A 15,180-nucleotide genomic window follows, 5' to 3' on the forward strand; every position below is an offset into this window, starting at 1 on the left:
AAATTGTGATGGTACCGTTTCTGTTCTTTAATAGTTATAACAACAGAAGAAAACTACCTTACAAGTTTAATTTTGACACTTTTATCTTTGTGAGGTAAAATACCATAACCATAAATTTTAAGGTAGTTTTCCAATAAAATAACATGAAACTTCATTATCTAATTTTTATTCTTTTCCTCGTATCCTGTTCAGGCCATCAGGAACGTGCGGGTACAGTCTCCAAAACGGAAATAGTCATACCACTTACAGAAAAAGAAAACTTTTATTATCTTTCAATAAGTGTGTCAATCATCGATGGAGAAGCGGTGGTTGCGGTCTACAATATGTGGAATGGTGAGTTGAGATTGAGCAACTTACAAACTGGAAAGGATTTCTTTAAAATATCTATTCCCTTGGAAGGGCCAAACTCAATTCCCGAGCACTTTTTAGTGAATACCTACATTGGGGATGATGGCGTTTTCCTTATTTCAAACGCAGGATCAGTAGTTTATTTATTTAATAAAAGGGGAGATTTGATAGAAACACTCAATCTTCCTGATTTTGAAGAGGACCATGGATATTTCTACTTTTCTGATGGCAACAAGCTTTTTTTCAACCAAAACAATAAGCTTTATCTCAATTATTTTGCTGGTTTATATCCTAGTAGGAACCCTAATAAAACGTATCATAGTATACTGAGCCTTTCCTTAGAAGATAAAACATACAAGCATATGGCCCCACTTCCCGAAGAAAATGTAGAAAAATTTTGGGGAGAAGGACACATGTTACCAGGTCCTTTTGGTATTTATTCAACATATTACCAAGGCTTGATAACAGGCTTTTCAATTTCAAATATTCTTAGGATTTATAATTTGCAAGGCAGCTTGCTCAAAGAATTGCAGTTAGATCTTATAAACTGGAAGAAACCTATACCAACAGAATTCAACTATGAAGACCTCGCTTCTTTAAGTCAAGAGGCTATATATGAATTAAGAGCTTACAGTGGTCAGCAGCAAAAAGTTTGGAAAATCCTTGAAATGGAGGAAGGCTTTTTAGTTGAGGTTCTGCAACCTGATTCGGAAGCAGATTTACCTAGATTTGAGGTATATAAATTTGATAAAGAGTTTAATTTTCTATCAAGCCATGCGTTTTTTGATGACCATTATACCTGTTATCAATCATTTGTATTAAACAATAAGTACCACTTGGTTGACCTAAAAGCTTATCAAGAAAATGAGGATGAGTTGAAATTTGGAGTTTTTGGATTTGAGGATCTTTGAATTGAATAATCAAGAGTATGACTATTAGTTGATTAACTCATTTTTTTAAAAAAGTTGTTCGGTCATCAGTTCTACCCATGCGGACTGTTGATTGGATGGGGAATCAATAAACTCTGTAAATTGATTTGTGTTCAAATAAAAAATACAATGAATTTGATTTCTGTATAAATCAATTGAAAAGATAAATTCGAAGCATATCGAGAATGCCTCAAAAAATATTTCGAATGTAGGTTATAGGTATTTGTATGAATCCAACAGCGAAATGTCAGGAATCCAATCTTTTGATTTGTCCATCCCTCAAAGACTCATTAGCTAGCGCCACAATGATCGCGGTGTCACCTCCGTTCATGACATTGGAATGTGGCAAGGCATTTTCTTCCATGCAGCGATAAAAGTCTGTTAAAGCATAAAAACTACCATCTTTCAGGGGTTCATCAATCAAGCGAATGCCTTTTTTGTCTGCCATCCAGTTGAGTTTGGTAGCCCCAGAGACCCCATCCACTTGTTGGAGTTCGGCTAATTGGTCTGCCTCAGGATAGAAGTAGCCATCATTGAAAAACAATGAGACAGTTCCTTTACTGCCTCGGATTTTGAAAACATATCCCTCGTGGGCATTGCTGCAAGTAGCACCAAAATTACCCACCATACCGGCTTCTTCATAACGTGCTAATACTTGGACATTATCAAAGGTTTCCCGCCCATCTTTGAAGTAGTCAATGCCTCCGGTTGCAAATAGTGTTTGTGGTTTGGTCTCAAAAGCCCAATCAATGAAATCTATCTGATGGGATAATAGTTCCGCTGCTAATCCACCAGAGTATTCATGATACATGCGCCAATTGACCTGTCTCTCAAATTCAGGGCTCGGCACAGGTCTTCTCCAGGTGGTGTTTCTATCCCAGCGAACTTCTATCTGGGTAACTTTTCCCAAATAACCCGAGCGGATATAATCTTTGACTTTGAAGTATAGTGGTGAATACCTGTATTGATGGCCAATTTGTATGGTTTGCTTAGAGTACTTGGTGGCAATTTTTTGAAGTTCAAGCGCTTGTTCTGCCGTATGGGTCATGGCCTTCTCCAAGAAGACATGTTTCCCTGCTTCCAAACAAGCTTTGGCTTGTTCAAAATGTAGATATAGGGGAGTACTGATGACAATTGCATCAATTGATCTGTCTTCCAGCATCGCTCGATAATCTTTGTACGATTTTACAGAAGACTCATCAGCGTAGTTTTTTAGATTGGCTAATCTAAAATCCAAGGTATCGCATACGGCTGTGACCTCGAATAAATCCGGGAGTTCGTTGAACACTGCATGTAGTCCAGTACCTCTATCTCCATAGCCAAGAATTCCTATGCGGTACTTTTTTTGAAGTCCCTTATGAATAGCGAATACAGGAATGGTACTTGCCAATCCTAGTACAGCACTTGTCTTTATAAAATCACGTCTTTTCAAGGATACTCTTTTTTTTAAATGTAAGTGAAACATTTTCACCTCCCAAACCAACTTTGATAAATGGTTGAAAAGCTAAAAAAAGCGCTGAATTTGGGCTCAGCGCTGATTTTTTAACCTTAAAGTTTGGGTTCCCAGCCCGGTTCGTATGCTCTTCCCCATAGTGCCATTCCTCTACGGTTGTAGATATGGCCATTGCTTGGATTGCAATCAAAGTTTTCCCCGATTCGGGAAGAGATATTTGCCAAGTGACAAAGGAGTGTACTGATTCTTCCCACTTCAATAGGCGATCTTTGCACAGCTTGCCCTCTGATAGCATCAAAGAAATTCACTACGTGTGAGGTACTCATATCGCCTCCCCCACCGAGTGCAGTTCCCCCTTCATCATTGGCTGACTTTACTTCTCGTATGAGTTTGCCATCTCTGTCAAAAAGACGATACAATTCTCTATTGACAAATACAGAGCCCTCTGTTCCATAAATTATGGTACCACGTCCACCTCCATACATATCGTAATTGTTGCGGCTTTTTCCATCCCACATAATCGTCTTATCTCCTTCAAATTTGAAAGTTGCCAGCATGGTGTCGTACATTTCCCAACCATCATCCTGGAAATGGTATTTTCCTGAATCTACCGCTACGTGGTTTGGAAAATCTACCTGTAATGCCCAACGAGCCACATCCAGTTCATGGGTAGCATTGTTGCCCGTTTCAGCCGTTCCAAAATCCCAACCGTACCAATGCCAATTATAATCCCAGGTATCATGCATGTAAGCTTTACGCGGAGACGGTCCTTGGAATAAATCCCAGTCTAATCCATCGGGCACAGGCGCAGCTGTTGGGTTAGGGACTCTGCCTCTAGCCATGTTATAAAAGGCTTTGGCCATGTATGGGTTGCCGATAGCTCCATTATGGATTTCTTGGATGATTTCAATGGTATGGTCGGAAGAGCGTTGCTGATTGCCCATTTGCACCACTTTTCCATATTTCTGCTGATATTCCACCAACAATTCCCCTTCTCTGGCATTGTGGCTACAAGGTTTTTCTACAAACACATGTTTTCCTGTTTCCAAAGCCAACCATGTACCGGGAGCATGCCAATGGTCAGGCGTAGCATTGATAATGGCGTCTACGGATTTATCTTCCACCACTTTGAAAAAAGAATTTTCCAGTTTCGGGCTATAGCTCAGTAAGTCTGAAAATCGCTTTCCTGCTTTTTCACGTTGTGAGCGCATCACGTCACACAAGTAAGCGACTTGCACGTTGTTGGATGTATTGGTTAAGGCTGGTACAAAAGCACCTAATCTTCGGCCAAGGCCTATGACACCTACATTGATTCGGTCATTGGCGCCAATGATCTTGCCATAGCTTTTGGCAGAGAAACCTACAGCTCCCAAGGAACTTAATCCAGCACTCAGAAGTGTACCTTTTTTTAGAAAATCCCTTCTGGATTGATTATGATTGTTCATGTGTATCTTGGGTTAGTTTAATTCTTTGATTTTGATATTTTTGAATTTCACTTCGTCTCCATGGTCTTGAAGTAAGAGGTGTCCCTCAGGTGCTTCTCCAAAGTTTTCCCAGATTTTATACTTGCTTTCACTGACCATTCTTCTGAAATCTTCAGATCCACGCACATATTCCAACACTTTCACTCCATTGATAAAATGCTCTACTTTATTGTCAGGGTGTACAACTATTCTGCCTTGGTTCCATTCACCAGGCTTGCGCACATACCTAGGCTGCTTATCAGCAGTTTTTAAGTCGTACAAAGAAGCCAAAGTTCTGTTACCATCTCGACCATTTTTTGCATCCGGATGATTTTCATCATCCAAGATTTGATATTCTAAGCCGATAGCAGAACCTACATTGTTTTCGGATAAGGTTACAAAATATTTCACACCACTATTAGCCCCTTCCGATATATTGAAGTCAAACGCTAAGTCGAAAGCACTGAATTTGTCCACTGTAACTATGTCTCCAAAACTCATGGATTCTGACCCATCTGATGCTTCCACCATCAATATTCCCTCTTTGATATGCCATCCTTCTTTTGGAAAGTGGTCCTTATAAGCACCAACCCAACCATTGGAAGTCTGACCGTCAAACAATAGCTTCCAGCCGTTTGCTTTTTCAAATTCTGTCAATTCATTTACTCCTGTATTTACTACAAATACATCTCCTGTAAATGGAGTTGGTTGTAAGTTTTCAGTTTGCACCCGGATGTTACGGAAATAGGTTTTTTGTCCTTCATCCTCCAAGTTTCTAATGGAGTGTACCTGCAAACCAATAAAGCCTTTACTATCCATGTCGTCCACCACATAAGCTGCTTCTTGACCATTGACCCAAGACTTGATGGTGTTTCCAATGGCTTCAATGCGATAGGTATTCCATTCGCCCATTTTGAAAGCGGCTTTGGCTGCTGGGTTGAGGTCCAGCGGATACATCCAACCTCTTCTACGCTCATCAAACAAGCCTCCTGACCAAGCACGGTCAGTTGGGTCAGCTTCGATTTGGTAGCCATACACTAAGCCATTGCCATCCATCGCTTCTGGATCAAACTGTCCGCGGATCATAACCCCGGAGTTAGAGGAGATATGGTTGATTTTCAAATCAAACTCTAGTATAAAATCATCGTAAAGCTGTTCGGTTATCAGGAAGGTATTGGGTGTGCCATGCTTGGCAATGCCGATGATTTCTCCATCGCTTACTTCAAATGCTGCTTGGCCCATCACAGACTTCCAGCCGTTCAGTGTTTCACCATCAAAAATAGATACCCAAGCTTCTTGTTCTTCGGAATTTTCGGTCTGCTTACAAGCAAAAAGAGATAAGATGAGTCCCAAAAACAGGAAAGCAATCTGTTTGTTATGTGAGGTCATTGGTTAATTGAGTTTTAGTACTGTGATACAATTTCTTGAAATATTGTGGAAAAAAAGCCTGAATAAAGGCATTCTTACGAAAACGATTCCGTTTATTGGAGTTTTGGGAGTCATAAATCAAACTCCCGAAAAAGCAGTGTAGCCTCCATCAATGGGAATGACTACGCCGGTTACAAAGGCTGAACCTTCATCCAGTAACCAATAAAGCGTAGAAAGCAGGTCTTCCGGTTCACCAAATCTTCCCATAGGTGTTTGATTGATGATTTGCTGCCCTCTTGCGGTCAAAGAACCATCTGGGTTGGTCAAAAGAGCTCTATTTTGATCAGCAAGGAAAAAACCTGGTGCCATGGCGTTGACACGGATACCTGTTTTGGCAAAGTGTACCGACAGCCACTCGGTAAAGTTGGAGACGGCAGCCTTTGCCCCGCTATAAGCCGAAACTTTTGTCAGTGGTTTGAATGCTGAGAGGGATGAAATATTGATGATGGAGCAGCCTTTTCGCCCCACCATATCTCTGGCAAAAACTTGTGTAGGAATCAAGGTCCCTAATAAGTTCAATTCGAAAACAAACTTGAATCCGGCAGGATCTAAGTCAAAAAATGTTTTGATACTATCATCGTTGAGGTCTTCCACATCCATAAAAGGTTTATCCGTGGTACCTTGAGGATGATTACCTCCTGCTCCATTTATTAATATGTCACAAGGTCCCCAAGTAGCAAGAATTTGCTGATGAACTGCTTCCATAGAAGCTTTATCCAATACATTTGCCCCAAAACCTAATACTTCACCTTCGAGTGTTTGTGCAAATTCATCTGCTTCTTGTTGCACAAGTCCGATGATGGCAACTTTGGCCCCTGCTTTAGCTAGGGATTTGGCCATTGCACCACACAAAACGCCATATCCGCCCGTGATTACTATTACTTTTCCTGAGATTCCTAGCATCGTTAATAGGTTTATTGTTTAGTCAAAGTTGTCCAATAAAACCCATCTCCTCCAATTCTTTAGATGAAATTTGCGCAATCGATTCCATTAACGTGAGCTTTCCCTTGGGGTAAATACAGAAGGAATGATAATACGCTTTTCCTCTGAAAGGTCAACTTTCTTATCTTTCAAGCCCTTAATCAGCTCTAAAGCGCATGCACTACCCATATCAAATGCAGGTTGGGCAATGGTACTTAATGGAGGGTTTAATAGGTCTGCCATTTGCATATTGGTAAAACTCACCACACGAACTTGATCTGGAACTTTGATTCTGGTCTTAATCAAAGCCCGATATGCTGCTAAGCCTAATTTTTCAGCTGCGGCTAAGACCCCATCCGGGCGTGTAAGTTTAAAAAACATCTTTTCCAAGATCTCCTGATTTTCTTTATCGTTATGCCCCATTTCCATCAGGCAAGCAGGGTCAAGAGCTTTCCCCAATTCCTGATGCGCTTGAATAAAGCCTTCGCGGCGTGCTGCCCCAACACTGCTCGTGTGCGAAAGGCCAAGATAAATCACTTTTTTACATCCCTTTTCCAATAAGTGTTTGGTGCCCAAATAGGAGGATTCCTGATCATTCGTGGTGAACTTAAAGCCTTCCAAGTGCTGTGCTACTCTGTCAAAAAAGATAACAGGAATATTACGCTCTCGGAGCCATTCCAAATGTTGGGCTTCTTTTTCTTCATCAGCCAAAGACATGATAACGGCATCTACTTTTCCCCCAAGTAATCCGTAGACGATTTTCTTTTCCTGTTCTACATCTTCATAGGAATTATATGCAATCAAACTGTATCCATTTGCTCTGCAAATACTCTCTGCACCTTCTATGACTAAGTTAAAAAAGGGATTGACTCGGTCGGGTACTATGATGCCTATGGTTTTGGTCTTTTGTTGACGCAGCCCTTTGGCATAAGCGTTGGGTTGGAAGTTGAGTGCTTTTGCCAGTTCCGTTACTTTTCTCTTGGTAGTCTCACTGATTTCATGACTATCGTTGAGGGCTCGGGAAACTGTGGAGGTGGCTAGGTTAAGTTTTTGAGCGAGGTATTTAATAGTGATTTCGGACATTTTGGGCTATTTGGGAGTGATTTAATGGTTAAATATGCTTAAAAATTCGGAAACGATTGCACAGGAAAAGGTTAAAAGACCAAATTTATATCGGAGCAGTCCATACTTTTATTAGACAAAAATAACCAATCTATGAAGCAGCAGTATTTAATGAAGCAAACCATGCGTTGGTACGGTCCAAAGGATCCTGTGTCTTTACAGGATATCCGTCAAGCTGGCGCAACAGGAATTGTTACTGCTTTGCATCATATCCCAAACGGTCAGGTGTGGACAAGAGATGAAATCAAACTCCGAAAACAGTTAATTGAATCGGCAGGATTGACCTGGGATGTGGTGGAGTCAGTACCTGTGCATGAGCATATCAAAACCCAAACAGGGGAATTCAAGAGATACATTGAAAATTACAAGCAGTCCTTAAGTAATTTAGCTGCGGAAGGAATAGCTACCGTATGTTACAATTTCATGCCTATTTTAGATTGGACGCGAACTGATCTAGCTTTTGAGCTACCAAACGGCGCCAAGGCTTTACGTTTTGACATGGCGGAAGTTGCAGCATTTGACATGTTTATTTTGCAAAGGCCAAATGCCGCCTCTGCGTATACTGATGAGACAATCGAAAGAGCGAAGGTTTTCTTGGACAGTGCTTCCGAAGCGTCTAAAGACCAACTTGTCAGCAATATTATCAAAGGGTTACCTGGTTCTGAAGAAGGCTACACGCTAGAACAGTTTCAAGCAGCATTGGATACCTATCAAGATATTGACCATGACCGCTTAGCTGCCAATCTTGATTATTTCTTGAGTCAAATAGTCCCGGTAGCTGAAAAACATGGATTGAGATTGGCTATCCATCCGGATGATCCTCCATTTGATATTTTTGGGTTGCCCAGAGTGGTCAGTATACCGGAAGATGTGAGAAGAATATTTGCCAACAATCCAAGTCCTTATAATGGTTTGACATTCTGCACGGGTTCTTTTGGGGTATTAGAGTCTAATGACCTCCCGGCAATGGCAAGGGAGTTTGGGGAGCGTATCCATTTTATTCACCTAAGAAGTACCCTGCGCGATGAGCTTGGTAATTTCTATGAAGCGGACCATTTGGATGGTGATGTGCAAATGCCAGCTGTGATTGAAGAGCTATTGTACTGGCAGCGTGAACGTCAGGAGTCATTGCCTATGAGACCTGACCATGGCCATCAGATGTTGGATGATTTGAAAAAAGTCACCAATCCTGGATATTCTGGAATAGGAAGGCTGAAGGGGCTGGCTGAATTGAGAGGGGTGGAGGCAGGTCTTGTATTTAAGTTAGAAAAAGAAAAACAAATGCAAGAAGCCGCATCAGTTTTTAAATTTTGACTACTGATGCATTATTGTCAACTAAAGATTGAAAGTAAATAGTTGCTCATAAAGTAAATTTAGGGTTTTAGGTTACCATACAACTTAGGTCTCTTGTCATGTTGGTGGGAGACCTATTTTAGTTTTGATTGTTGTGCAACAGAAATTTTTTTCTCCATAGAAATGAGCATTTGTTTATGGATTTTTACAGGCAAAAAACTGAAATGAATATTTCCTTCAAAATAAAAGTTTGCTAAAACTCTCATTTTTAGTCAATGTAATCGATTGCGTAGATATTTTGACGAATGAATGCATGTGAATTTTAAGATTTTCATATTTGGGTAATCGATTGCGCAATTCACAATAACAGCTAACCAAATAACCTATGAAATTCAAATTACTATCGATTTCAACAGCATTGAAAATTCTGCTGTTGATGTGTGTGATGGTCCAAAGCAGTCTCAGCTATGGACAGACAAGGACTGTCTCCGGTACAGTATCGGAAGACAATGGAGACCCGATTATCGGTGCTACCGTACAAATCAAAGGAACAACAATAGGAACAGTAACGGACATAGATGGACGCTACACCTTATCTATAGAATCCTCCAATCCAGTGTTGGTTTTTAGATCCGTTGGGTTCAAAAACCAGGAAGTTGCCCTTGGCAACCAAAGTGTTGTTAATGTAACCTTGGATAGGGATGTTTCTTCCTTAAATGAGGTAGTTGTGGTCGGGTATGGTACCCAGCGAAGGTCAGACCTTACAGGTTCTGTATCCTCAGTTAAATCCGAAGAATTGACTGCTTTTCCTGCGATAAATGTGGCTCAGGCACTTCAAGGACGTGCTGCAGGTGTCAACATTCAGGCAAATAACGGAGCACCAGGTTCTTCCTTTAAAATTAGAATCAGAGGAGGGACTTCCATTAATGCTTCCAGTGATCCAATTTTCGTAGTAGATGGTTTTATCGGGGGCGCTTTGCCACCACCGGAAGATATCGAGTCTATTGAAGTGTTGAAAGATGCTTCTGCAACAGCAATTTATGGTTCTCGTGGTGCCAATGGAGTTATCTTGGTCACTACTCGTAGAGGAAAAAAAGGCGCTCCAAGAATTGAGTTTAATACTGCATTCTCTTCTCAGGAAGAAATCGCCCGATTGGATCTATTGAATGCAAGTGAGTTTATGGATTACATCCAAGAAATCAGACCACAGTTTAACTCTCTTGGAGCAGATACCAACTGGCAGGATGAAATTTTCAGACCAGGATTTATCCAAAACCATCAATTCTCTATTTCTGGCGCAAGTGATAATGTAGATTATTATGTCTCGAGTGCTTTCTTTGATCAAAAAGGTGTAATTATTGGATCTGGGTTTAACCGGTTTTCAGTGACCAGTAATGTGAATATTAAAGCATCTGAGCGTTTAAAAATAGGGATGAATATGTTTGTGCAGCGATCTGCACAGGAGGGTACTAGAACACAGGAAAATTCCGGAGGTTCTAACAACACAGGTGTAGTAGCAGGAGCATTTAAATTTGAACCTGATCAGCCGGTTTTTGATGAAAATGGAAGGTATACCATTGCTAGGATGAATGACCCGCACGACAACCCTGTTGCCGTGGCCCGTGAATTCCAAAATGAAACAGAAACAGATCGGATTCAAGTCAATTTTTTGGCTGATTACCAATTGACAGACAACCTTACGTTCCGAACTACTCTCGGAGGAACGACAAGCAGTGCCCGAGAAGGAACCTATTTGCCAACCCTTTTAAACGCAGGTAGAAATGTGGGTGGACAGGGAAGTATCACAGGTAGAAGAAGTACTTTATTGTTGAATGAGAACTACTTAACCTATACAAAATCTTTCAACAATGTCCACAATTTGACGGTCATGGGTGGTTACTCCTATCAGTCTCAGGTCAATGAAAATTGGAGTGCAACGGGCCAAAACTTTGTGACCGATGCGTTTGAGTTTTGGAACTTGGGAGCGGCTTCTGTTTGGCAGCGCCCGACTTCTTCCTTGAGTGACTGGGTATTGTCCTCTTTCTATGCTCGATTAAATTACGGATATGATGACCGTTATTTAGTACAGTTCAATGCGCGATACGATGGTTCTTCCACCTTTAGTGCCAATAACAAATGGGCGTTTTTCCCATCCACTGCACTTGCATGGAATGTAAGTAATGAGGATTTCTTGAAAGACAATGAAACCGTGAGCATGTTTAAGATTCGCGGTAGTTATGGTTTGACAGGTAATCAGGCCATTTCTCCTTTCCAAACCTTAGCAAGGTTTTCGGATATCTTTACCGTAGTTGATGGAAGACCTACAAATGCTATCCGGCCTACGACAGTGGCCAACGATAATCTTACATGGGAGACTACTGCTCAGTTAAACATTGGAACTGATCTTTCCTTTTTCTCAGATAGATTTTATGCCACATTTGAATACTACAGAATGGTCACGAGGGATCTTTTATTTCAGGTACCATTGCCTCAATATTCAGGATTCACTAGCCAGTTACAAAATGCAGGTCGTGTGGAAAACAAGGGAATAGAGATCACGGTTGGTGGTAGAATCATTGACAGAGGTTTTCAGTGGAATACGGATTTTAATCTTTCTACTAACAGGAATCAAGTCCTTTCCCTGCCAAACGGCAATGATATTCTTTACGGTGCATTCCCTGGACACATGGTCGGCCTAGGTCAGACACATATCCTGAGGGAAGGTTTCCCTGTGGGTAGTTTCTTCGGATGGATTTATGATGGTGTTTACCAAGTGGGTGATACCTTTATTCCAGGTGGAGGTTTTGAGCAGGCACCCGGTGGTGAACGTTTTAGAGATTTGAATGGAGATGGTATTTTAAATGCCAATGACCGGGATATCATCGGAAACCCGCACCCTAATTTCATTTTCGGTTGGAATAATGACTTTACTTGGAAAAACTTTGATTTAAATATATTCTTCCAAGGAACCCAAGGAAATGATATCTTAAGTTATACTTTGATGGAATTGGATCTTCTTTCGGGGATCAATAATGCTACTCGTATGGCATTGAACAGATGGACACCGGAGAATACAGATACCGATGTACCAAGAGCTGCTTTGGGTAGGGCTAGAAGAGTTTCCACAAGATTTATCTATGATGGAAGTTATATACGATTGAGAAACTTGGCTTTAGGTTATAACTTGCCTTATGATGTTGCAAGAAGAGTCGGTGTTCAAAGGGCTAGAATCTTCGTCTCTGCGCAAAATATCCTCACATTTACGAATTACAGAGGATATGACCCAGAGGTAAACTGGAATTCTGGTGGTGCTGCAAATGGTAACTTGAATTTGGGTATAGACTATGGTAGCTATCCAAATGTCAAGTCGTATACGTTGGGATTGAATATTGCATTTTAACTAAGTAACAAATAAAAAAGCTATGAAAAGTTTAAAAATACTATTCGCATGTAGCTGCCTTCTAGGGATGATGTGGAGTTGTACGGATTTGGAAGAAAGACCTGTGGGTATTTTAGCACCGGAGGCCATATTTCGTACGGCAAATGATGTAGAGGTAGCAGTATTAGGTTCTGTGGGTCTCTTGGCTACAGAGCAGTTATATGGAAGACAATTTACTTCAGCGTTAATGCTTAGAAGTGATATGGTTGATATTGGTGACAGAGGTACTGTTGCAGCTCGAATCCAAATGAACGATTTCAATATGGATGATAACAATGCGATGGTTTTGGCTATTTGGCCAAGATTCTATGAGGTTATCAGTGCAGCCAATGCAGCCTTAGCCGGTTCAGAAATTGTTACCGGTTCAGAGGCAAGAATCAATGCACTTGCTGCTGAAGCTAGATTTATGAGAGCTTTCAGTTATTTTCATTTGGTAAGAAATTTTGGAGAAATTCCTTACATAGATTTCTTTGTGAGTGATCCAGCGACGGTAAAAAACATCTCTAAGACAAGTGTAGCTACTATCTACCAAAATATCATTCAGGATCTGGAGTTTGCCAAACAATGGCTTCCTGATCGCCAACCCAACAATGTAAGAACACGAGCTACTAAAGGTACGGCTGCTGCTTATCTTGCAAATGTACATTTAACCTTAGAAAATTGGCAAAGAGCCTATGAAGAAGCTAAATGGGTGATTGATAATAAAGATCGATTTGGCTATCAATTAATGGAAGACTTCCAAGACCTCTATAAAGCACATTTAGCGGATGGTTTGGCAGAACATATCTTTGCGGTTGATTTCTTAGGTTTACAGACTGCTCCTGGTAATATTAATGTAGATTTCACTGCATCCATGACAGGAATAAGGGGTGCTGACCGTTCTGGTTGGAGTGTGAATGTTCCAAGTCTTAAAGTGTACCAAACATGGCCAGAAGGGGACTATCGTAAGCGGGTAAGTTTTGATTCTGCAATCATGATGGGGGGCCGATTACAACCTTATCCTAACTTTGTAAATACTCAAAGACCTCATATCGCAAAATACACGAGATTCCCTGGTAATGCCCAAGGTGAGTTTCAGCAATCCGATCACAATTATCCTGACATGCGCTATGCAGAAGTGTTGTTAATTGCTGCTGAGGCATTGGGCGAAATCAGTGGTGCTACCGCAGAAGCTGTTGGCTATGTCAACCAGGTAAGAGCACGTGCTAGAAATGAAGCGGGGGTTATGAATTCTTTTCCAGCAGATCTGAACTCTGGTATTTCCAAAGATGAATTTATAAGACTTGTCATTGAAGAAAGACGGTTTGAACTAGCTTTTGAACATAAAAGGTGGTATGATATTCAAAGAAGGAGAATGGGTAACGAAGTATTCTTGGGTCCAAATTCTTTAGAACCAAGATCAAACTTCAGTGAGGCTAGAGATTACCTATGGCCAATTCCAAGACAGGAATTGGAAAACAATCCAAACCTTCTTCCTCAAAATCCAGGCTATTAATCATTTTGGGGCCTAGATATCCTCTAGGCCCTTTTATCTTAACTACAATTTTCATGAGATTTCTAAGAAATTTCTCCTCTGCTTTATCCCTCGGGATCGCAGCATGTGCTTTGGCAAGTATGACCGCTTGCATTTCTCCTACCGAAACTTCTGAACCAAATGAGTGGGATTACGCAGCAGACCAATTCAAGGTTGCGTTTGCTGAAATAGAAAAGTCAAAAGCAAGAAACCCGGAATTGGTAGTGCCTCGCTCGGTTAGAAATGACACTTTATTTATGGTCAAACCTAGGGATTGGACCAGTGGATTTTTCCCGGGAAATCTTTGGTGGATGTACGAAGCCACAGGAGATGAATTCTGGAAGACCAAAGCCATGGAATTTACCGCTCCTTTAGAGTCCATTAAGAATTTTCGGGGAACACATGATTTAGGCTTTATATTTTTCAACAGCTTTGGCAAAGGCTATCAGTTGACAGGAAATGAATCCTATAAGCCAATTATGTTGGAAGCAGCAAATTCCCTGATTTCGCGCTACAGAGAAAATATTGGAGCTATCCGGTCTTGGGACCATAACCGCGATAAATGGGATTACCCGGTGATCATCGATAACATGATGAATTTGGAGTTTTTGTTTTGGACTACCAAAGTAACTGGTGACTCTACCTATTACAAAATTGCCGACTCCCATGCACAACTAACCATGAAGAATCACTTCAGAGATGATTTTAGCTCTTATCATGTGATTGATTATGATACAGTGACTACCGAAGTGAGAAAGAAAAATACGCATCAGGGATATTCTCATGAATCTGCATGGGCCCGTGGTCAGGCTTGGGGCTTGTATGGGTTTACCATGAGCTTCAGGGAAACTGGAAACAAAGATTATTTGAAGTTAGCTGAAAACATTGCTGACTTTATCTTAGGTCATCCTAACCTGCCAGCTGATTTGGTGCCTTACTGGGATTTTGATGCACCGGATATTCCAAATGTGCCTCGGGATGCTTCTGCTGCTGCGATTATTGCTTCTGCCTTGTTTGAATTGGAGCAATATGTTCCTAGCAAGTCACCTTATTATAGAGCTAAGGCTGAGGAAATGTTGGATAGTTTGACAAAGAATTATCGCTCTCCTTTGGGTGAAAATAAAGGCTTCTTGCTGGTACATAGTACAGGACACCTACCAGGAGAACATGAAGTAGACACACCGTTGGTGTATGCAGACTATTACTACCTAGAAGCCTTGCAAAGACGGAATCAAGTAGTATTTACTTCTCAGACCAAGTTTTAATCTAAA

General features: G+C 41.0%; 10 protein-coding genes. 5 read left to right on the forward strand and 5 right to left on the reverse strand.

Annotated elements, in window-relative coordinates; translation table 11 throughout:
- Positions 1-143 precede the first annotated feature (143 nt).
- Positions 144-1,259, forward strand: coding sequence for a DUF4221 family protein (locus IE080_RS10045; RefSeq protein ID WP_189581585.1), 1,116 nt, complete (start codon positions 144-146; stop codon positions 1,257-1,259).
- Positions 1,260-1,524: 265 nt separating this feature from the next.
- Here IE080_RS10045 and IE080_RS10050 read toward each other — a convergent pair whose 3' ends face one another.
- The 5 genes from IE080_RS10050 to IE080_RS10070 form a co-directional block, all read right to left on the reverse strand.
- A complete protein-coding gene (locus tag IE080_RS10050; RefSeq protein ID WP_189581588.1) occupies positions 1,525-2,709 on the reverse strand; it encodes a Gfo/Idh/MocA family protein in 1,185 nt (394 codons plus the stop codon).
- Positions 2,710-2,825: 116 nt separating this feature from the next.
- Positions 2,826-4,175 carry a Gfo/Idh/MocA family protein gene (locus IE080_RS10055; protein WP_189581591.1) on the reverse strand — a complete coding sequence of 450 codons (1,350 nt, stop codon included), beginning with the start codon at positions 4,173-4,175 and terminating at the stop codon, positions 2,826-2,828.
- Positions 4,176-4,187: 12 nt separating this feature from the next.
- Positions 4,188-5,582, reverse strand: coding sequence for a 3-keto-disaccharide hydrolase (locus IE080_RS10060; protein WP_189581594.1), 1,395 nt, complete (start codon positions 5,580-5,582; stop codon positions 4,188-4,190).
- 117 nt (positions 5,583-5,699) lie between these two features.
- Entirely contained in the window at positions 5,700-6,524 is an 825-nt protein-coding gene (locus IE080_RS10065; protein WP_189581597.1) for an SDR family oxidoreductase, read from the reverse strand.
- An 87-nt stretch (positions 6,525-6,611) separates the two neighbouring features.
- Positions 6,612-7,625, reverse strand: coding sequence for a LacI family DNA-binding transcriptional regulator (locus tag IE080_RS10070; protein ID WP_189581601.1), 1,014 nt, complete (start codon positions 7,623-7,625; stop codon positions 6,612-6,614).
- A 132-nt stretch (positions 7,626-7,757) separates the two neighbouring features.
- Here IE080_RS10070 and uxuA point away from each other — a divergent pair, with 132 nt between their 5' ends.
- The 4 genes from uxuA (at position 7,758) to IE080_RS10090 (ending at position 15,174) form a co-directional block, all read left to right on the forward strand.
- Complete coding sequence (gene uxuA, locus IE080_RS10075; protein ID WP_229800577.1) at positions 7,758-8,978, forward strand: mannonate dehydratase; 1,221 nt, start codon at positions 7,758-7,760, stop codon at positions 8,976-8,978.
- A 364-nt stretch (positions 8,979-9,342) separates the two neighbouring features.
- Positions 9,343-12,357 carry a SusC/RagA family TonB-linked outer membrane protein gene (locus tag IE080_RS10080; RefSeq protein WP_189581605.1) on the forward strand — a complete coding sequence of 1,005 codons (3,015 nt, stop codon included), beginning with the start codon at positions 9,343-9,345 and terminating at the stop codon, positions 12,355-12,357.
- A 22-nt stretch (positions 12,358-12,379) separates the two neighbouring features.
- Positions 12,380-13,891: a RagB/SusD family nutrient uptake outer membrane protein gene (locus IE080_RS10085; protein ID WP_189581608.1), complete on the forward strand. Its 1,512-nt coding sequence runs from the start codon at positions 12,380-12,382 to the stop codon at positions 13,889-13,891.
- 53 nt (positions 13,892-13,944) lie between these two features.
- The gene (locus tag IE080_RS10090) at positions 13,945-15,174 is read left to right on the forward strand and encodes a glycoside hydrolase family 88 protein (RefSeq protein ID WP_229800578.1); all 1,230 of its coding nucleotides are present in this window, start codon (positions 13,945-13,947) and stop codon (positions 15,172-15,174) included.
- The last annotated feature ends 6 nt before the right edge of the window (positions 15,175-15,180 follow it).

The organism is Mongoliitalea lutea (assembly GCF_014652135.1).
Lineage (GTDB): Bacteria > Bacteroidota > Bacteroidia > Cytophagales > Cyclobacteriaceae > Mongoliitalea > Mongoliitalea lutea.

Bases quoted from the DNA above. Each gene is read 5' to 3' on its own strand.
- IE080_RS10060 (WP_189581594.1), bottom strand. From the start codon at position 5,582: ATGACCTCACATAACAAACAGATTGCTTTCCTGTTTTTGGGACTCATC.
- IE080_RS10085 (WP_189581608.1), top strand. From the start codon at position 12,380: ATGAAAAGTTTAAAAATACTATTCGCATGTAGCTGCCTTCTAGGGATG.
- IE080_RS10055 (WP_189581591.1), bottom strand. From the start codon at position 4,175: ATGAACAATCATAATCAATCCAGAAGGGATTTTCTAAAAAAAGGTACA.
- IE080_RS10070 (WP_189581601.1), bottom strand. From the start codon at position 7,625: ATGTCCGAAATCACTATTAAATACCTCGCTCAAAAACTTAACCTAGCC.
- IE080_RS10090 (WP_229800578.1), top strand. From the start codon at position 13,945: ATGAGATTTCTAAGAAATTTCTCCTCTGCTTTATCCCTCGGGATCGCA.
- uxuA (WP_229800577.1), top strand. From the start codon at position 7,758: ATGAAGCAGCAGTATTTAATGAAGCAAACCATGCGTTGGTACGGTCCA.
- IE080_RS10065 (WP_189581597.1), bottom strand. From the start codon at position 6,524: ATGCTAGGAATCTCAGGAAAAGTAATAGTAATCACGGGCGGATATGGC.
- IE080_RS10045 (WP_189581585.1), top strand. From the start codon at position 144: ATGAAACTTCATTATCTAATTTTTATTCTTTTCCTCGTATCCTGTTCA.
- IE080_RS10080 (WP_189581605.1), top strand. From the start codon at position 9,343: ATGAAATTCAAATTACTATCGATTTCAACAGCATTGAAAATTCTGCTG.